Genomic DNA, 19150 nt, shown 5'->3' on the forward strand with positions numbered 1-19150 from the left:
CAGTCGATTAAGCGCAAGTGTTAAAAGCCCGTGAGTCACCCACCCACGGGCTTTTAGTCAATCAAAAAGCTCTTTAACAAACTGCTGTTAAATTTTGTTAAGGACGCACAATACCCGGATTTTTCGGAAGCTTCTTTCCGTTATACTACCAGCAGACAACATCTGGCCTTAACACAAAAAGAGAGTACTTAGATTTTCCCATTAACTATGAAAAGCAACTGGAAATTATTAGCGTTGATGGCACTCCTGTCGAGTGTAATAACGCTGGCCGCTTACAACCTGTTGGGCTTCAACAACCGGGATGTAATTCTTAACGAAGCGTCGCCTATTCAGCAGATTACGGGCCGTCTGGCATCTATGCCCGGTGGACCGAGCGCTGCACCTGGTGACTTCTCTACGGCTGCCGAAGCCGTAACGCCAATGGTTGTACACATTCGCACAACCATGACCCGTACTGTACGTCAGCAACAGGTTCCCGACATTTTCCGGGAGTTCTTTGGCGATGAATTTGGTGGTGGTCAGCGGCAGCCGCGCCGTCAACAGGGCCAGGCATCTGGCTCGGGTGTGATCATCAGCAAAGACGGTTATATCGTAACCAATAACCACGTGGTGCAGGATGCCGATGAGGTTGAGGTCATCATGACAGACAAACGCAGTTTTAAAGCGAAAGTAATCGGTACCGACCCCCTGACCGACCTGGCGGTTATTAAAGTAGAAGCCAACAATCTGCCAGCTATTACCCTGGGCGATTCTGACGCCCTGAAATTAGGCGAATGGGTATTGGCCGTTGGTTACCCACTTGATCTCGAATCGACCGTTACGGCCGGTATCGTGAGCGCAAAAGGTCGCCGGATCGGTATCCTCGACCAGAACATCAGCAAAACGGATGCGAAGCCCGATTCACCGGTTGAAGCCTTCATCCAGACGGATGCTGCTATTAACCCTGGTAATTCAGGTGGTGCGCTGGTTAACCTGCGTGGCGAATTAGTCGGTATCAACTCGGCTATTGCTTCGGCAACGGGCTATTACAGCGGCTACGGCTTTGCTGTTCCGGTATCACTTGTAAAGAAAGTCTCTGCCGACCTGCTCAAATATGGTAACGTCCAACGCGGTTATATCGGCATTCTGCCAATTGAGCTGAACAGCACGGTAGCTAAAGAAAAAGGTGCGAAAATTGGTCGTGGTATCTACGTCGAGAGCGTTGTTGAAAAAGGTGCGGCTGAAGCCGCTGGTCTGAAAAAAGGTGACGTCATCGTAAAAATGGAAGGCCAGCCGCTTGATTCAGATGCGCAGATGCGGGAAATCATCGGTCGCCGTCGTCCGGGTGATGTGGTTAACGTAACCGTTAACCGGGATGGTACCGAGCGCGACTTCAAAGTCGAACTTCGTAACCGGAATGGTGGCCGGGATGTGATCAAAAAATCGGATGTTACCGCAGCCAATACCTCATTAAGTACGCTGGGTGCCAGCTTTGAAGAGCTGTCAGCTCAGGAAGCAAAACAGCTTGGCGTTACCGGCGGAGTTCGGGTCAAAAAAATTACCGATGGTAAGTTAGCCGAAACCGATATTGAGGAAGGTTTCATTATCGTAAAAGCAAACGGTAAGAACGTCAAGACGACGAAAGACCTGCAAGCCATCATGTCGACCGTTAAAGAAGGCGAAGGCCTGATGCTGATCGGCATGTACCCCAACAGCTCGCGGATGTACTACTACGCCGTTCCGGTGTAATTGAAGTTAGTAAGTCAGTAAGTTTTTGTGCGGTCGGGTTTAAAAACCCGACCGTTTTTTTTTACACGCTGGATATATAAAAAGCGTCGGATTGAGGAACCCGACGCTTCAAAAAGCTATTTTGACTTACCGACTATTACTCAAAGTAATTCAATACCTGATGGCCACTCTTGGCGAGGAGCTGATCACGACGGAACAGGTCAATATCAGCGCTCATCATATCTTTTACCAGCGCCGGAAGGTCGTATTTGGGTTTCCAGTTCAATTTGGTCATTGCCTTAGTTGGATCACCCAGCAGCAAGTCAACTTCGGTTGGGCGGAAATAGCGTGGGTCAATACAAACAACGGGCTTACCAATCTCTACAGCAAAATCCGGGTTTGTCGAACTAACGACAGTGCCTACTTCTTCAACGCCTTCGCCCGTAAACTCCAGCTCTACTCCAATTTCAGCGAATGACATCCGGACAAAATCCCGAACGCTGGTTGTTACACCCGTCGCAATAACGAAATCCTCCGGCTTTTCCTGCTGAAGGATCAAGTACATGGCTTCTACATAATCTTTGGCATGGCCCCAGTCGCGCAGGGAATCCAGGTTACCCAGGTACACTTTATCCTGAAGGCCCAGTCCAATACGTGACACAGCCCGGGTTATTTTACGCGTTACGAACGTTTCGCCCCGTAATGGTGATTCGTGGTTGAACAGAATTCCGTTGCAGGCATACATATTGTACGCTTCGCGGTAGTTGACCGTAATCCAGTAGCCGTAAAGTTTGGCTACAGCATAGGGAGAACGTGGGTAGAAAGGGGTTGTCTCCGACTGTGCATGGCCCTGAACGCCACCGTATAGTTCGGAGGTAGATGCCTGATAAATACGGGTCTTTTCGGTTAGGCCCAGTAATCGAACGGCCTCCAGAATACGTAGCGTACCGATACCATCTACTTGAGCCGTGTACTCGGGCTCATCGAAGCTAACCCGCACGTGCGACATAGCACCGAGGTTATAAATTTCGTCGGGCTGTATCTCTTGAATGATTCGAATAATATTGGTCGAATCGGACAAATCACCGTAATGAAGTTTAAAGTGCACGTTTCTCTCATGCGGGTCTTCGTACATATGATCAATCCGCTGGGTGTTGAAAAGTGAGCTACGGCGTTTGATGCCATGCACTTCATACCCTTTCGCTAACAGTAGCTCGGCCAAATAAGCCCCATCTTGTCCGGTAACTCCGGTAATTAACGCTTTTTTCATTGCATTCTGTAACTGGCGTGGCCAATTCCTAAATTTCCATTATACTGCCAAAGATAACCTATGTTACTAAAAGTCTGTAACTTATTTTATTTTATCGACAAGCTCCGCCGTATGTCTACTTTGTCTGGCTGAAGCTGAGCAGACTCAATCATGCGTTTGACTAAAGAATAATAGCGCTCGGCATCCATACGACGCATGAAGTCACCAATTTTCAGTCGGTAGGTAGGCTGGTTATAGCTCAGATAGGGATTCAGCTCCGGAAAATTCTGCGTGATAAGCTGACGAATGGCATCCACTTCCTGGCGTTGCGTGCCTACGTATACCTGAATGCGAAAGCCGGGCGCATAGCGTATCGACCGATTCTGTGTGGCAATGGTATCGAGCACCATATCGAGCCGCCGGTTTATGTGCATGGCCTCAATAGGCGCAGCAGGTTTGCGGGTTTCGGGTTTACGGACAGCAGGTGCCGACGTTGTAGATGTTGTCGGTGCGGTTGTAGTACCGGAAGCGACCGGCATAGACCGATAAACAGGGCGTACCGACGATAAGTCTTCGTTATAACTATTGTAATCAACTGTAGCCCGGCCCGACGTAACGGTGCGGTTGCTTGCACAGCCTGTCATTATCAGCAAACCTAAAATAAGTACACTGCCAATTTCACCCTTCATAACTAGTCATTTATAGGAAACAAAATTAACCTTTTTGTCATTGTAATACCCTAAACCTCGGGTAACCCTATAAACCCATCCTCTATTTTGGTTAATTTTGGGCATTCATCATGTAAACTACATGCTAAATTTACAAAGCCACGTATCGCTCAAGCCTTACAATACATTCGGAATTGATGCCAACGCGCGGTATTGGGTTGAGATTAGTCATGAGGAAGACCTCCGGACCTTACTTCAGTTGACTGAATTTATTGATCAGCCCAAACTAGTTCTGGGTGGAGGCAGCAACGTACTGCTGCGTCATGACTTCAGCGGACTGGTCGTTAAAATTAACATTCAGGGTATTGAAGCTGTTCGTGAAGACGACACCCATGTTTATCTGACCGCCGGAGCGGGCGTTAGCTGGCATGAACTAGTGCAGTTTTGTGTCAAACAAGGCTACGCGGGCATGGAGAATCTGTCCCTCATTCCGGGTACTGTTGGGGCAGCTCCAATGCAGAACATAGGTGCTTATGGTGTTGAGCTGGAGCAGATATTCGAGTCGCTTACCGCCGTTCATATACGCACCGGTGAGCGAAAGACGTTTACCCATGCCGATTGTGGGTTTGGCTACCGCGAGAGTGTTTTCAAGCGGGAATTAAAGGGCCAGTACATCATCACAGGTGTAACGTTTCAGCTTAACAAGCAACCTACGTTTCATACCCGATACGGCGCCATTCAGGAAACACTGGTAGAAATGGGCGTAACAGACGATACGCTCTCCATCAAAGCCATTAGTGAAGCCGTTATCCGAATCCGACGAAGTAAACTACCCGACCCGGCACAAATTGGCAACGCGGGGAGTTTTTTCAAAAATCCGGAGATTCCTAAAGCCCAATTTGATGCGCTGAAGACTGAATTTCCAGACCTGCCCGGTTACCCAATGGGCGACGATGTTGTGAAAATTCCGGCGGGCTGGCTCATTGAACAAGCGGGCTGGAAAGGCTATCGTTCCGGCGACGCGGGCGTTCATTCCAAACAGGCGCTGGTACTGGTTAATTATGGTAATGCCACTGGCGATGATATTCTGGCGCTTGCCAAACAAATACAAGAATCTGTACAGGCCAAATTTGGTGTAACGATTACGCCTGAGGTCAATGTGATTTAAATGAAATGAGCGGAAAGAAAGGGGAAGCGCTACGCATCTAATTCCCTTTCTTTCCGCTCATTCTTTATTTTCCCTTTCAGGTCTTATTCGAAACAAAGAGAAGCAGCTCCCAGCAGACCTGCGTCGTTTCCGAGAGTAGCCCGCTTAATGCTCAAGCCATTTTTGTAGTACGGATTGAGCCAGTAGTCGAGCGTTTTATTAACGGCAGGAAGTATGTAATCGAACGAGGCCGACAGTCCCCCGCCAATCAGTACCTGCTTTATATCAAGGATCTTAATTAGAGCGGCTAAGCCTTCGCCCAGAATCTCGCCTACTTCGGTCCAGATTTGAAGGGCTAGCTCGTCCCCTTCGGCAGCGGCAGCCACTAAACCCGTTGTCGAGATACTATCGTCGGCGGGTAGTTGCGTCTCGCCTTTGTATTCGCGCCGACGTTCGTTGGCCAGGTCGAGGAGTTCCTTTTTACCAATGTTACGTTCTAGCACCCGACCATGGCGGGAAGGAATGTGGCCAGGCTCCATAGCGTTACCATCGCCACCGGTAAAGATTTTTTTATTGATAATAGCCGCACCACCAACACCCGTTCCGAGGGTGATAAAAATGTAGTTTTCGGTTATCTTTTCTTCGGCAAAGTAGTATTCGCCTAAAGCAGCTGCGTTAGCATCGTTGGCCAGAAAAAACTGAGTACCCGGAAAACGCTTGCTCAGCAAGTCGACCATCGGTGTACCATTGATTTCAGGAATTGCCGTGATTTCAAGAGGGATGGTTCGCTCGCGGTTAATCATACCGGGCAACCCGATACCGACTTTCTTTACATCTTTGTTCGATAACAATTGCAAGGCAACGGCGTCGCCGAAGCGCTCAACAAAGTGACCCGATTCCCGCCAGCTAATTGTGTCGTGGCTATAAAAATTGGAGATTTTACCGGTATTTGCATCGACAATACCCATTTTGACGTTCGTACCGCCGACGTCAATACCCAAATACTCAACGGAAGCCATTCGTAATAATAATCAGTTAATAGTGAACAGTTATCAGGTCAGGAACGGATGAATTGGGCGCAAGATACGAAAAGTAGGTGGTGGTTGGGCATATGTTACCGGCGGTTCACCTGCTTAGTTCGTTTACGGCGCGTTGACTTTACTTAAATATCGCCTAGTTGAGGGCGAATTAGTATCTCTTCCATAACTGCACTTTTAGAAAGAGCGTAAGCCGCCCAGGCGCTGTCGGCCACATCGTCGGCCTTTAAAAAACGATCGTCGGGTAAGTCTGTTCCCTCCCAACTGGCGGTTAGCGTGGCACCGGGAAGGATAGCCGTCACTTTCACATCATGCGGTTTCAACTCTTCACGCAAAACGCGGCTCATGCCCAGCAAGGCAAATTTAGAGATACAGTAAGAGCCACCATTGGTATAGGCGGTAATACTGGCGGTTGAACACATCATGAAAATATGCCCCCGCCGACGGGCGATCATATCGCCCACCAGGCCCCGTGTCAGGTGATAAGCACTCGCCACGTTGGTGCTCATAAGCTGCTCAAAGGTCCCTTCCGCTTCGTTGTGGATTTGCCCTGGCTGAAACACACCGGTATTGTTGACCAGCACATCTACGGGTCGTTGCAGGGAATGAATGTACTGTAACAGACTATTGACGCCTTCGCGGGTGGACAAATCGGCCGCAAAGGGGAAAAGGCCCGGCCCTTCTACATTCTCTACCGAGCGGGCACAAACTACGGCATCAAAGCCCTCGACAACAAATCGGTTGGCAATGGCACGACCAATGCCTTTTGAGCCTCCGGTTACAACAACTAATGGATTCATAGACGAAGCATAGTTCGTTTTATACCCGTTGGCTAGCTTATTAACCTGTTAATAGGCGGGATAAACGAGGCTGCAAGTTACGTTAGAAACCATTCTCTCTTTACAGCGGTTCTCCCGAATGAATACTAGCAGAACCACCCTGACGAGATTCATTCGATTTTCTACACGCTTTTATGTCAAGAATAGGCAGTTACTTTCTCTTTTTAGGCACCCTTTTCCGTAATCGGGAAAAACTTAGTGTGTACCTTGGCCTGATCATAAATGAATGCACGTCCATTGGCGTTGGGTCAATTTTTATTGTAGCTCTGGTGAACATCTTTATTGGGGCCGTTACCTGCGTTCAAACGGCTTATAACCTCACCAACCCGTTCGTTCCCAAATACATTATTGCCCTTATCGTACGCGACAGTTCTATTCTGGAGCTGGCTCCAACCTTATCGTGTATTGTACTGGCCGGTAAAGTTGGCTCCAATATTGCCAGTGAACTGGGCACGATGCGTATTACCGAGCAGGTCGATGCGTTGGAAGTGATGGGCATCAATTCGAGTTCATATCTAATTCTCCCAAAGGTCATTGCCTCGGTGCTGATGTTTCCGCTTTTGGTTATCATGGCTGCTTTTCTGGCCATTCTGGGCGGTTATATTGCCGGAACGCTGGCGGGTGTTATTTCGGCAGAAGAATACGTAACCGGTCTTCGTTTCGATTACAAGCCCTTCGGCATCGCCTTTGCACTCATCAAAACCGTGGTGTTCGCTTTCCTGATTTCAACGATCTCGGCCTTTCAGGGATATAACGTTAGCGGGGGGGCGCTCGAAGTAGGGGCCGCTTCCACATCGGCCGTTACCAATAGCTGTATTGCCATTGTGGCCGCCGACTTCGTTCTAACCCAATTGTTACTTACGTAAAGGCGAACTCGGACCGCCGAAGCGGAGCGAAAGAGTGAAGTCGGACCGCCAGAGGAAAACGGTCAGTTTCTATCTCACTCTTTCGCTCCGCTTCGGCGGTCCGAGTTCGCTCTTTCGCTCTTTATTATGATCGACATTAAAAACATAACGAAATCATTCGGTGGCCGCCAGGTGCTGGCCGGTATCAACGGCAGTTTTAAACCCGGCGATACCAGTCTGATCATTGGCGGTAGTGGTACTGGTAAAAGCGTATTACTCAAGTGCATGATTGGCCTGATTGCTCCCGATACAGGCGAAGTGTTGTATGATGGACGTAATTTCCTGACCAGCGATCTGAATGAACAAAAGGCAATTCGGCGGGAGATGGGTGTGTTGTTTCAGGGGTCGGCGTTGTTCGATTCCAAAACGGTATTGGAGAATGTCCGGTTTCCGCTTGATATGCTCACCGAACAGTCGGAAAGTGAGAAAGTTGAGCGTGCTCAGGAATGTCTGCGACGCGTAGGGCTGGAAAATGCGGGGGATCGGATGCCGTCTGAAATTAGCGGTGGAATGAAAAAACGGGTAGGTATTGCCCGCGCCATTGTCCTGAATCCCAAGTATTTGTTTTGCGATGAGCCTAACTCGGGTCTCGATCCACTCACGTCGATCAAGATTGATCAGCTTATCTCCGAAATCACCGACGAGTTTCAGATAACGACCGTTGTCATTACGCATGATATGAACTCGATGATGGAGATTGGCGAAAAAATCATGTTTCTCTACGAAGGGAAAAAACTCTGGCAGGGCGACAGTAGCACCCTTACGAAGTCGGGCGTAAAAGAATTAAACGAGTTCATCAACGCTAACAAGTTGATTCGGGAAATGGAGAAATAAAACAAGTTCTTTTACCAGGATAAGGCAAGATTTCCCTCGTAAAACGTATTCCTGTTTTGTCCTGTCGATCCTGGCAAAAACCGTTAAAACCGCCAGCGGGCCTGTACTTTCACTTCCGACTTGTGAGATGCATCGATCTGGTCGAGGCCGGAGCCAACGGTATCCTGATTAGTGAGATCAGTTCTTGCCCAGCGCACCCAGATGTCCAGATGGCGGCTCAGGGTATATTGAGCCAGCACATAATGCCTGACACCCCGATTATAATAGGCAGGAAAGGAGAAAGCATAGAGCACATCGCGCTCGTACACATACTGACGGCTGTCGTAGTCGTCTGTTCCGTACAGGGCTATCCGGGCACTTAAACTTAGCCGTTTCACCTCCAGCGTGGCATCCTGCACCACCGCAAATCCAAGCGACGCCGACTGACCAGCGTAGCGAAACCCGCCCCACTGCACTCTTGATCGAAGCTTCAGGCCCGGTGTCAGGGTATAATCGGCATTGAGTGCATAATTACGGCGAGTGGTACCCGTAACCGCTTTTACTTTATCGACAGTGAAGTTTTTCTCTTTATGCTCTTCGTGATAGACGCCGTAAAAGGCCGTTTGACGATTGGGTGTGTACCGGAGCTGGAATAGATAGTCGAACCCTCCTGACGGTGTGTCTACCAAATATTTTAGCCACGGGAAGCGGAAATAATCGACAAATCCACCAACCGACAGCTTTCGGTAAAGGGTGTATTTCAAACCTAGGTAAGCACCCGATTCGTTAATTGTCCGGCTGCCTTCGCTAAACCCATTGCTGTAAAAACTGTGAAAATTTCGGTCGTAATGCCGAAGCGTAATGGCCAGATCAAGCTTTTTCGTTAAGCTGGCCAACGCCCCCGCAACAGCCCCTATACCGCCCGAATTAGTGGCGGAACCACTGCTACGGGCCACTTCACCAAACAAATTCCAGTTATGCCAGATGTACCCGCCATGCAAACCAACCACCAGGTTTTGAGTACCAGTAAACTCATATCGGTTATAGGGTAGATTACGCCTTTGAAAAAACGTATCAAACGTCGTTTTCAGGACCGTCAGGCCAAGTTGCCGCTGGCTACGGGTGTGGTAAAGCAAATGGAAGCCAACATTTGTTTCAAGCTGGCTACCCCGGTCATCCAGTTCAGATGGCGTTCGGTGCAAGCCGGATGTTTGCAGAGACGTAGTTACAACACCCGTTTCCAGGCTATCTGCAGCCGTATTTGCATCGCGCCGGTTGCGGGCCGCCATAATCGTTAGGTCTATGTTTTTATGAACAGCATACGTAGCAGACACCCCCTGAAAATAACCGTATTCGGAGAGGGAAGTGTAGGGGCGGGCACCCAGCGTCGGTCGGCGAACCGTCTGCACCGTTTCCGCACTTTTGCCCAGAACAAAGCCTGCCGATAGCACTAGTCCCTGCCCGATCTGCAATTGATAATCACCCAGCAGAATATTTCGCCATTTGCCTCGATTTTGCAGCTGTGCATGAAATGATATGTAATCGGCTCCGTACTGGCGTGCCGATGGTTGCCAGTTTATCGCTTCGCCGGGGTCTTTTTCCATCGTTAATCCAACGCTGAAGGCACGGGGGCGACTGTATCGGTAGCGGACGTACCATTGCCCGCTACCACCCTGATAACGAGTAGGAAGATTTCCCTTCTTATCGGGAAGGGCTTCAGAAAAGCCTTTCTGTTGCTCCAATACCTGTTCGTAGCGCAGAATCAGGTAATTATCGGTAGCCGTGGGTAGAGCACCAAACAGGCCCCGATTGTCGGCTACCCTGACAAAGGGTAGTAGTTTCCGGATGGTAGGCAAGTCGAAATCAGGAACAGCCTGTAGCTCGTTGACAGAGAGTAAATCACCAAATTCAGCCCGGTAAGCGGCCAAACTAGTTAGCTGGCGTTCGGAGAGCAAATAAGTGACTTCCAGTTCATCGCGGGTGGCCAGATTGAGGTCTATTGGGTTGGCGTAGAGTTGTGTCAGCGCATCGTAGACAGCGGCATAATCGATTCCTTCCGTTTGTACCGGAAACAAATCCTGTAAGTAGCGAGTCAAGGCATCGGCCGATGGCACGGCCTCCTGACCGCCGGATCTATTGTTCTGTGAAAAAGCCGGGTAAGCGGTTAGCCAACAAGCAACCCCAAGCAAATAAATAAGCCGCAAAGTCCTTTGTGCTGAATAGGTTACACATACGGACTTAGACGAGTACAGCCTACAAAAGCCACAAACTTACCTTAAAGCAGACAAACGATCATTTACGCAAATCGGCGCTTCAATATTTCAACCAGTTCACTCACCTCATCACTGCTCATGTCCCACATGTACTGCGACGCATAGCGGTATGAAATCAAATCGAGCGCCTGACCATAATTGTTGAGCGTATCGATCTCTTCTACGGCCTGGTTGTAGGCGCTGGCATTCCCATTGAAAAGCTGGTTGATAAACCGGAACTTCTGATTTAGCGAGATACTTCGCGCAATACTCTCGATGGGTGCTCGGTGAAACGTTTCGGCAACGGTCGTCGGCTCGGAAGAAGTGGCTTCCCGAAGGGTGTCGTTCAGCGTAGTTTGTCCGTCGGTGGAACCTGCGGGTTGGGTTGTATCTGTTGCAGGACGCTGCACATCTGGACTATCGGCCGACAGTTGCGACGGCTGGGCACTCGGCGCTACGGGCTCCGGCCCGGCAGTATCACCCAGGAACATGGCCCCTCCAGAACTGGACTCTTCTACATGGCTGACCATAGGTTCCTGATAAGGCTGTGATGGAATAGCTGGTTTAGGATCATCACCAGTTGCTGCTGGCTCCTGAGCCACTAACGGGGCTGGCGGTACTGAGGTGTCGGTAGCGGTATCAAAGAAAGACCGTAATGGAGCGGCCGGAATCGTATCCGGAACATGACTCCGCAGCAGTGACGACACATCCATCGGTAGTTTTTCCGAGAATAGTTCGACAAACTTGTCGTACTTCTCTAATTCGTGTCCTCGCTGCGTCAGCACTTCATCCAGATACGTCAATGCCTGATTAGCGTAGATAAACGACTTCCCGTTCATCCGTTGCAGAATGTGCGCCGGGATGAACTGATTGATTTTCGTATACCGAATAATTTGTTTCAGGGCGTCGGCCGTTAGTGTAAACTCCGGCTGGCTACGGAGCATGTCATCAAAATAGGCACGAGGGTCAAAAATCATGACAATAGTCCGGCGGGTAGCGTCGGCCAGCAGTGGTTCCAGATGCTCACGACGAACGGAAATATACTGCGAGACCACGTTCATGAAGTTGCTTAAGGCTTCCTGAACCTCTTCATTCGTAAAGTCGAAATAGGGACTGCGAAACTTGGCAGCATCGGCCTGCCACTTATCGGATAAGCTACTAATAACAAACAGATTGATCTGGCTGACGGGTGTCAGCGATAAAATCTGTGGGCCATTCATCGTCGAATGTTGCTGGTAGAAGTCAGAAGCTATCCGACGAGCATACGACTTACTGTATTCAGAAAGGGCGTTGGCGTTAAACTTGTTCGACATTAGGAAAAGCCTTTGTTTTGTAAATATATAACTTTCGGCTACAAACCGGCTGTTATCAACGAAGAAATCAAATGCAGCGGGTTCTGCTCCGTAGTTTAAACCGACAATGGGCAAACCGTGTGGATATATGAAACAGTATTCGTTCCTATTGTTCATGGCACCCCACGTTTAATTTGGCAACCCGGCGGTGTTTATCTGTCTTTTTGATCTTTATCTGATGTTTATTGAACCCTCTCGTCGGCGCGAACCACCTCATCTTCGTACCGGATGGATAGAAGTTATATGCGGCTCGATGTTCTCCGGAAAAACGGAAGAGTTAATTCGCAGGCTTACCCGTGCCCGGATAGCGAAACTGAATGTCAAAATCGTTAAACCCGCTCTCGACACCCGGTATCATGACGAAAATATCGTTTCGCATTCATCCATCACGATTTCATCTGTTCCCGTGCAAACAGCGAGCCAAATTTTAGCGTTAGCCGGGAATTGTGACGTAGTTGGTATTGATGAAGCCCAATTTTTCGACCAGGACATCACGAATGTGTGCACGCAGCTGGCCAATCAGGGAAAGCGGGTTATCGTTGCCGGACTAGACATGGATTTTGCCGGTAAGCCGTTCGGGTGTATGCCCCAACTGCTGAGCATTGCTGAGTATGTAACGAAAGTCCATGCCATTTGCGTAGTCTGTGGAGACATAGCCCAGTACTCATACCGGCTGGTACCCTCCAAAGAGCGTGTGTTGCTGGGCGAAACAGACAGTTACGAAGCCCGCTGCCGACGATGTTTCAACCTTGGCAATGATGCGGGCCGAAAAGAGTGGGCTTACGAAGATATAGCGAATGATGAATGATGTAATTCATATTGCTTCAGTAAAAACCAGATTCGGAAAGCTGATCGACCACTCATCATTGATCTTTCATCTTTCAATTTTTGTCCGTCTACTCGTCACGTCTTGCCCGGCGTCTGCCCAGATCGGTAGCTGGCAAACACAGGTTAGCTATCAATCCGGACACTCGGTGGCGGTGGTTGGTACAACCGTGTACGCTGCCACCCAAAATGGTTTTTTCTACTACAATAAAACTACCGGCGAAACAACCACCCTTGGCAAACAGGATGGTTTGAGCGACGTGGGTATCAGCCGCCTGCTATATCTGCCCGATCAGAAACGGCTGCTCATCGGTTACCAGAACGGTAATATTGACTTTCTGAACCTGACCGGCACCAACGAGCCCAGAACCGTCGATAATGTAAACACTATTGTTACTGCATCGGCGCTCCCTAGCGCCAGAGGCATCAACCACATTAATCGAATTGGCTCGTTCGCCTATCTGAGTACCGATTTTGGTCTTGTCGTACTGGATTTACAGAAGAACGAAATCCGGGATACTTATTTTAGTCTGCGAGCGGATGGCACCCCGCTTCCTGTTTTTCAAACAGCCGCCACAAATGATAGCCTTTATGCCTTGACTGCACCGCTACGAGCTACCGATAGCGGACGTCGGCTCCGGGTGGTGCGTTTCGCGGCCAATGTAAATATCGCGGACCCCGCCAACTGGAAGCCGGTTGCCGAACCGGGCCCACAACTTGAGTCCATTGTGAGTAACCAGGGACGATTGTCGGCTACTGTCAATGCGCAGGGTGTGTATGAACGCCAGTCGGGCGGATGGGTACTGGTACAGGCACTCACAAATCCACTCATACGGCAGTTTCCGACTGGTAACGGGCTAATATTGGCGACCAATCAGGCGGTAACTCTTCCGGGCCCTGGTTCATTAACCGGCTCTTTACTGAATAATCCAAGGGAGGCACTCGCCGATGGCAACACGGTATGGGTTGCCGATGCGTCAAGCGGTCTGCTGGCGGGCAATGCCAGTACATTTCAACGAATTGCTCCGGAAGGCCCATCCCGCGATTTGTTTCCTCAACTATACGTCTACGCCCAAACGCTGGTTGCCTTACCTGCTGGTCCCTTAGACGCTACCCCGCTGGCGGGCAATCAGCCGCCTGTTGATGTACTATCGGTGCCAACTGAACGCTGGACCAGTAATCCGATCTCCGGCCTGACACGCGGGTTCAACGCAGCCGCCTATGTATCGGTCGAGCAAAAACTTTATCTGGGTAGTTTCGGCGGGGGACTCTGGAGCCGGGCAGACGGGCAGGCCACAACGGTAGTTGCTCCCACGTCGGTTACCCTCCCCGTAGCGATCAGTCCGTTTATCACCAGCCTAGCCACAGATATCGACGGAAATCTATGGCTGACAACCGGGCGAACAACCTCTACCCAGGCCACTCTGCACGTTCGTCGGCACGATGGACAGTTTCAATCGTTTCCGACCGTCAACCAGACAAACATCGTCCAGATTGTACCCGACGACAACGGTTTCCTGTGGCTTCGCCCCGATCTGGGTGGCGGCTTGCAGGTTTTTGATCCTCAAACAAACCGCATCCGATTTTTAGGTACCGGAACAGGTCAGGGCGGCTTATTAACCAACACCATTCGGGCACTGGTGAAAGACCGGACGGGCGCGATCTGGGTAGGGACTGATCTGGGGCCAACGGTTTTTGATAATCCGGCGGGCGCGTTCGATGCAGCCATTGACGCCCAGCCGCCCGTAATTAACCGGCGTCGGTTGCTGGCCAATGAGCTGATCACGGCCATTGCTGTCGATGGCGGCAACCGAAAATGGCTAGGTACCCGAAGTGGTCTGTACCAGGTTGCACCCGATGGTTCGCAACTGCTCAACACGTTTACCGCAGCCAACAGTCCCTTACCGAACAACACGGTTCAGGCGCTGGCTATCGAGCCTGTCGGCGGCAAGGTATTCATCGAAACCGGAACGGCAGACCAGCCCAACGGCCTGGTTTCTTACCAGAGCACCGCCACAGAACCCGCTTTGGCGCTCAGCAAGCTGACGATCTTCCCAAACCCCGTCCGCCCGGACTTCGGGGGCACGGTTGGCATCAATGGCTTAACGGACAATGCCACGGTAAAAATCCTTGATGCGGGCGGGCAACTTGTGTATGAAACCCGGTCGCAGGGGGGGACCGCTACCTGGGGCCTTCGCGATTACCGGGGCCGTATGGCGCAAACGGGCATTTATCTGGTCGTAGTTGTTACGGCCGACGGCTCCGAAGGACTAGCCGGCAAACTGGCTGTAGTTCGCTGATAACCCGTGGGTCGGGCTTATTGCCCACCACCTTTGCTGTCGTCGTTGCGTATCTTTTTGCTCTGCTTACCACCCGAGCTCATCTGCCCAAACTTATAACTCAGCGTCAGCCGCACCGAGCGATTAACGAACATAGACGTGTTCTGAGCCGTGAAACTGGGCGCAAACTGATCGCCGGTTATCCGAACACTCCGGTTGAACGGGTTATTGACGTTCAGGGTAAGGGTCATTTTTTTATCCATCAACTCCTTCTTGGCAGACAGGCCGTAATAATACCAGCCCGAATTCCGGCTTTGCAGCGATATCCAACCTGAGCCAACATAGCCGTTGGCCTGTATAGTAAGGTCTTTCGGGAGTTTGTACGACACATTTGGGCTTACGCTCCAGACCCAGCCGTTTGTCCGTTGGTTGAGCGCCAGGCTGGTTAAATCTACATAGGTGAGATCGGTGCTAATTGTAGCATTGAGCTGCTTACTCGGCTGAAGCGTCAGGTTCATGTTAGCTCCATAGCTGGCATTACGACCAATGTTCTGGGGCGTCGTCAGCGCAACACCCTGGGGATTGACCGTCGACAGCCACTCAATGGCATTGTTAGTTTGCCGCCAGAACAAAGCCGCATTAAACGACGAGCCTTCCTTCCCGAATGTGCTATACGACAATTCGGTAGCATGGGTCAGCTCAGGGTTCAGGAACGGATTGCCGGTCTGAATGTTATTTGGATCACTGGAGTTCCGGAACGGATTTAGGTACCAGATCAGCGGGCGGGAGATCCGCTGGGTATAACTAACCTTGAACGTATGTTTGTCCCGAAGGGTTTTTGCCAGGGTAAAACTCGGAATCAGGTTCTGATACTGGCTGTTGAAGGCGGTCTTCGTCGATATAAAATCACCCGATATAGTCGTATGCTCCAAACGAGCCCCTGCCGTCAGATTCCACTTCCGTTTCGTATCGACCTTCAAAGAGGTGTACCCGGATACCACCCGCTGATCGTACATAAAATCGTTGGAGCGACTCGGGTCGACCATGTAGTCGGCATCAAGGCCAGTTGTAGCCTGTTCAATAACAAACTCACTGCCAATACTGCGCTGAATCGCTTTGGCTCCCGCTTCCAGCTTGAAATTGAGCGTATCTCGTTTGGTACGTGCCGTAAACGGATGCGTATAATCGGCCTGAAACGTGTATTCGTTGTTGCGGCTCAGATTCGTACTTCGTTCCAGATACGTGGGCACTTCCGAACCCATGTTATTTTGCCGGATGGTATAATAATAGTTGTCCGGCATCCGGGCGTACTGCGTGAGCAGGGAAAACTCCTGCCCCGGTTTTTTGAATGACTTAGTCCAGCCAAGATTGAATTCGGTATTACCATAGGGATTACGGAACTGGATGTCTCGGTGATACTCCTGCAACACAAGTCCCTGCGCATCGGTCAGGCGGCTGTTAAGGGTACTGTTCATGGGAAAGTTTCCGCCCCAGGCGTTGGCCGAAAAGTTAATGCGGTTTGTGGTATCGGGGTCGTAATCGAGACTCATTTCGCCATAACCGCCAGTACCGGTATTATCACGATACGTACTCTGCCGAAGAATGCTGGTTGGTACTCCGTCCGAAAGCGATGTGCGCGTACTGGTATTCTCGCCAATATTACGGTATTGATACCCGTTGAGTGAAACGGCAAACCCTAGCTTTTTGCCTTTGATGTTCAGATTACCACCCAGCGAGCGATTCAGATTACCTGCTGTGGCATTGACCGTTCCGTTCGTTCCCTGTACCGCTTTTTTAGTAATAATGTTAATGACCCCCGCCGAGCCTTCTGCATCGTATTTGGCACCGGGGCTGGTGATCACTTCCACCGACTTAATATTATTGGCGGGCATTTGTTTCAGCGCATCAGCCAGATTACGCGCCATGATACTCGACGGCTTCCCATTGACCAGCACCTTGATGTTGCCACTCCCGCGCATCTTCAGGTTTCCGTCCAGATCAACCGTCAGCATCGGTACTTTCCGCAGTACATCGGCGGCTGTTCCACCCGTATTCGACGCATCTCTTTCGGCGTTGTACACCAGTCGATCGCCTTTATCTTCCACCAGCGCCTTTTGCCCAACTACATCTACTTGCTTCAAACTACGGCTATCCAACGCCAGCGGAATGGGTGCCAGGGTCACAGCAGGTTTTTCGGCAGTAATGACAATTTTGTCAATCGTCCGGGTGCGATAGCCAACAAAAGAAACGACAACTTTATACGTGCCAAGAGCTACTTGTTCGATCGAAAAATTTCCTTTTTCATCTGTAGTTACCCCCTTTATTAAGGTGCCATCTGGGATTTGCAGCGCTACCGTAGCAAAAGGAACAGAGTTGGCTGTAGTGGAGTCGGTAAGTGTACCGCTGATACGACCGGGGTTTGTCTGTGTAAACGCCATTAATGGCATTAGCCAGAGGGCAATCAGGAAAAGGTTTTTCATAACAGAAGGTTGTGGCATTAATCAGCAAATTAGGACATGGGCCGATTTACCGGCTTTTGTCTGATAGCGTTGACGCAAAGCTATGTGGCTATCTGGCAAGGATATATGTCGTTATGGAAATTTAACATTTCACGCTGCTGACTGCCTTTTTTGAAGGGATGAGAAAACATGTGATTTAGTTGCACCGCGCTAACGACTACCTGCGATTTTTTGCAAAGGGGATGCGAGCCTTGTGGTTTCTCATCCGTTTTTACCTTCACCACAAGGCGCATTGAACCTAAAAAGCAGGAATATCTGCGATTGATTCGAGACCGATGTTTTCACTGGCGAAAGAAGCCTGAAAAGCGATTTGATGAATCAGGGCATTTTGCCTAATTTTGACCGTTTTTCTGCCACCTCGTTCACGTGCCAAACAGGCCCGAACGAGTAACCAAATGCAATCAACGCACTCATTATGAGAGAAATACAATTCCGTGAAGCCCTGCGGGAGGCAATGACGGAAGAAATGCGCCGGGATCCGAAAGTTTATCTGATGGGCGAAGAAGTCGCTGAATACAACGGAGCTTACAAAGTCAGTCAGGGAATGCTGGATGAATTTGGGCCTGAACGGGTTATCGATACCCCCATTGCCGAGCTTGGTTTTGCCGGTATTGGCGTTGGATCAGCCATTAATGGGCTGCGCCCAATTATCGAGTTTATGACCTTCAACTTCTCGCTCGTGGCGATTGATCAGGTTATCAACTCAGCAGCCAAAGTTATGTCGATGTCGGGCGGTCAGTACTCCTGCCCCATCGTATTCCGCGGCCCAACGGGTAATGCGGGGATGCTGTCGTCGCAGCACTCGCAGAACTTCGAAAACTGGTTCGCCAATACATCCGGCTTGAAAGTGGTAGTTCCGTCAAATCCGTATGATGCGAAAGGGTTGCTCAAGTCGTGTATCCGCGACAATGATCCCGTTATTTTCATGGAGTCGGAGCTGATGTATGGCGACAAAGGTCAAGTTCCTGAAGAAGAATACCTGATTCCCATTGGGCAGGCCAACATTGTTCGGGAAGGAAACGACGTTACGATTGTATCGTTTGGTAAGATCATGAAAGTAGCTCTCGCGGCTGCCGATGAACTGGCCAAGAATGGCGTTTCGGCAGAAGTGATCGACCTTCGTTCGGTTCGTCCGATCGACTATGCAACTATCATCAACTCAGTTAAGAAAACGAACCGCTGCGTTATTGTTGAAGAAGCCTGGCCATTAGCCGCCATTTCGTCGGAATTGACCTACAACATTCAGCGGAATGCATTTGATTATCTCGATGCGCCCGTTGTTCGGGTTAACAGTATGGACTTGCCGTTGCCTTACGCGCCTACCCTCATCGAAGCTATTTTACCGAACGTGAAGCGTACGCTTCAAGCGGTAGAAACGGTGATGTATAAGAAGTAAGTATACTGATTTCGATTGTAAAAAGCGTCGGCCTGCCAGGTCGACGCTTTTTATTTGCCAGTTCTGACGACCCGACAGGTCAAAAACCCGGCGACGACGAGGCTTTCTGAAGCAGGTTAAATAAAAATGCCCGGCCATTCAAATATGGCCGGGCAAATCATT

General features: G+C 50.1%; 14 protein-coding genes. 7 read left to right on the forward strand and 7 right to left on the reverse strand.

The features are described from left to right. The first annotated feature begins 207 nt into the window (after positions 1-207). Positions 208-1728, forward strand: a complete 1521-nt coding sequence (locus NT073_RS08725) for a Do family serine endopeptidase (RefSeq protein WP_297371855.1) — start codon at positions 208-210, stop codon at positions 1726-1728. A gap of 136 nt (positions 1729-1864) precedes the next feature. On the opposite strand, the gene gmd is transcribed toward NT073_RS08725, so the two are convergent. Continuing rightward, a complete protein-coding gene (gmd, locus tag NT073_RS08730) occupies positions 1865-2977 on the reverse strand; it encodes a GDP-mannose 4,6-dehydratase (protein ID WP_297371858.1) in 1113 nt (370 codons plus the stop codon). Between the two features lie 86 nt (positions 2978-3063). Continuing rightward, a complete protein-coding gene (locus tag NT073_RS08735; RefSeq protein WP_297371860.1) occupies positions 3064-3645 on the reverse strand; it encodes an SPOR domain-containing protein in 582 nt (193 codons plus the stop codon). A gap of 121 nt (positions 3646-3766) precedes the next feature. On the opposite strand from NT073_RS08735, the gene murB reads away from it, so the two are divergent. Next, on the forward strand, positions 3767-4792 hold the full coding sequence (gene murB, locus NT073_RS08740) for a UDP-N-acetylmuramate dehydrogenase (RefSeq protein WP_297371863.1): 1026 nt from the start codon (positions 3767-3769) through the stop codon (positions 4790-4792). A gap of 83 nt (positions 4793-4875) precedes the next feature. Here murB and NT073_RS08745 read toward each other — a convergent pair whose 3' ends face one another. Continuing rightward, positions 4876-5790, reverse strand: a complete 915-nt coding sequence (locus NT073_RS08745) for an ROK family protein (protein WP_297371866.1) — start codon at positions 5788-5790, stop codon at positions 4876-4878. Between the two features lie 143 nt (positions 5791-5933). Next, positions 5934-6608 (reverse strand): SDR family oxidoreductase, encoded by a 675-nt coding sequence (locus NT073_RS08750; protein ID WP_297371868.1) that lies wholly within the window; start codon positions 6606-6608, stop codon positions 5934-5936. 173 nt (positions 6609-6781) lie between these two features. Between NT073_RS08750 and NT073_RS08755 the strand changes: the two genes are divergently transcribed. Then, positions 6782-7513: an ABC transporter permease gene (locus tag NT073_RS08755; protein WP_297371871.1), complete on the forward strand. Its 732-nt coding sequence runs from the start codon at positions 6782-6784 to the stop codon at positions 7511-7513. Between the two features lie 126 nt (positions 7514-7639). After that, entirely contained in the window at positions 7640-8386 is a 747-nt protein-coding gene (locus tag NT073_RS08760) for an ATP-binding cassette domain-containing protein (protein ID WP_297371874.1), read from the forward strand. An 83-nt stretch (positions 8387-8469) separates the two neighbouring features. Here the strand turns inward: NT073_RS08760 and NT073_RS08765 are convergent, their stop codons facing one another. Continuing rightward, complete coding sequence (locus NT073_RS08765) at positions 8470-10569, reverse strand: helix-hairpin-helix domain-containing protein (protein ID WP_297371876.1); 2100 nt, start codon at positions 10567-10569, stop codon at positions 8470-8472. Between the two features lie 92 nt (positions 10570-10661). Next, positions 10662-11930, reverse strand: a complete 1269-nt coding sequence (locus NT073_RS08770) for a hypothetical protein (protein WP_297371878.1) — start codon at positions 11928-11930, stop codon at positions 10662-10664. 217 nt (positions 11931-12147) lie between these two features. Between NT073_RS08770 and NT073_RS08775 the strand changes: the two genes are divergently transcribed. Beyond that, positions 12148-12777, forward strand: a complete 630-nt coding sequence (locus tag NT073_RS08775; RefSeq protein ID WP_297371882.1) for a thymidine kinase — start codon at positions 12148-12150, stop codon at positions 12775-12777. Then, positions 12767-15094, forward strand: a complete 2328-nt coding sequence (locus NT073_RS08780; protein ID WP_297371886.1) for a two-component regulator propeller domain-containing protein — start codon at positions 12767-12769, stop codon at positions 15092-15094. Before NT073_RS08775 ends, NT073_RS08780 begins: the two co-directional genes overlap by 11 nt. Positions 15095-15111: 17 nt before the next feature. Here the strand turns inward: NT073_RS08780 and NT073_RS08785 are convergent, their stop codons facing one another. Then, positions 15112-17553 (reverse strand): TonB-dependent receptor, encoded by a 2442-nt coding sequence (locus NT073_RS08785; RefSeq protein ID WP_297371889.1) that lies wholly within the window; start codon positions 17551-17553, stop codon positions 15112-15114. Between the two features lie 454 nt (positions 17554-18007). Here NT073_RS08785 and NT073_RS08790 point away from each other — a divergent pair, with 454 nt between their 5' ends. Further along, entirely contained in the window at positions 18008-18988 is a 981-nt protein-coding gene (locus NT073_RS08790) for a pyruvate dehydrogenase complex E1 component subunit beta (protein WP_297371892.1), read from the forward strand. Positions 18989-19150: the final 162 nt, after the last annotated feature.

Source organism: Spirosoma sp. (assembly GCF_026391055.1).
Taxonomy (GTDB): Bacteria; Bacteroidota; Bacteroidia; order Cytophagales; family Spirosomataceae; genus Spirosoma.

Bases quoted from the DNA above. Each gene is read 5' to 3' on its own strand.
- NT073_RS08735 (WP_297371860.1), bottom strand. From the start codon at position 3,645: ATGAAGGGTGAAATTGGCAGTGTACTTATTTTAGGTTTGCTGATAATG.
- NT073_RS08755 (WP_297371871.1), top strand. From the start codon at position 6,782: ATGTCAAGAATAGGCAGTTACTTTCTCTTTTTAGGCACCCTTTTCCGT.
- NT073_RS08770 (WP_297371878.1), bottom strand. From the start codon at position 11,930: ATGTCGAACAAGTTTAACGCCAACGCCCTTTCTGAATACAGTAAGTCG.
- murB (WP_297371863.1), top strand. From the start codon at position 3,767: ATGCTAAATTTACAAAGCCACGTATCGCTCAAGCCTTACAATACATTC.
- NT073_RS08790 (WP_297371892.1), top strand. From the start codon at position 18,008: ATGAGAGAAATACAATTCCGTGAAGCCCTGCGGGAGGCAATGACGGAA.
- NT073_RS08745 (WP_297371866.1), bottom strand. From the start codon at position 5,790: ATGGCTTCCGTTGAGTATTTGGGTATTGACGTCGGCGGTACGAACGTC.
- NT073_RS08780 (WP_297371886.1), top strand. From the start codon at position 12,767: ATGATGAATGATGTAATTCATATTGCTTCAGTAAAAACCAGATTCGGA.
- NT073_RS08750 (WP_297371868.1), bottom strand. From the start codon at position 6,608: ATGAATCCATTAGTTGTTGTAACCGGAGGCTCAAAAGGCATTGGTCGT.
- NT073_RS08775 (WP_297371882.1), top strand. From the start codon at position 12,148: ATGTTTATTGAACCCTCTCGTCGGCGCGAACCACCTCATCTTCGTACC.
- NT073_RS08760 (WP_297371874.1), top strand. From the start codon at position 7,640: ATGATCGACATTAAAAACATAACGAAATCATTCGGTGGCCGCCAGGTG.
- gmd (WP_297371858.1), bottom strand. From the start codon at position 2,977: ATGAAAAAAGCGTTAATTACCGGAGTTACCGGACAAGATGGGGCTTAT.
- NT073_RS08725 (WP_297371855.1), top strand. From the start codon at position 208: ATGAAAAGCAACTGGAAATTATTAGCGTTGATGGCACTCCTGTCGAGT.
- NT073_RS08785 (WP_297371889.1), bottom strand. From the start codon at position 17,553: ATGAAAAACCTTTTCCTGATTGCCCTCTGGCTAATGCCATTAATGGCG.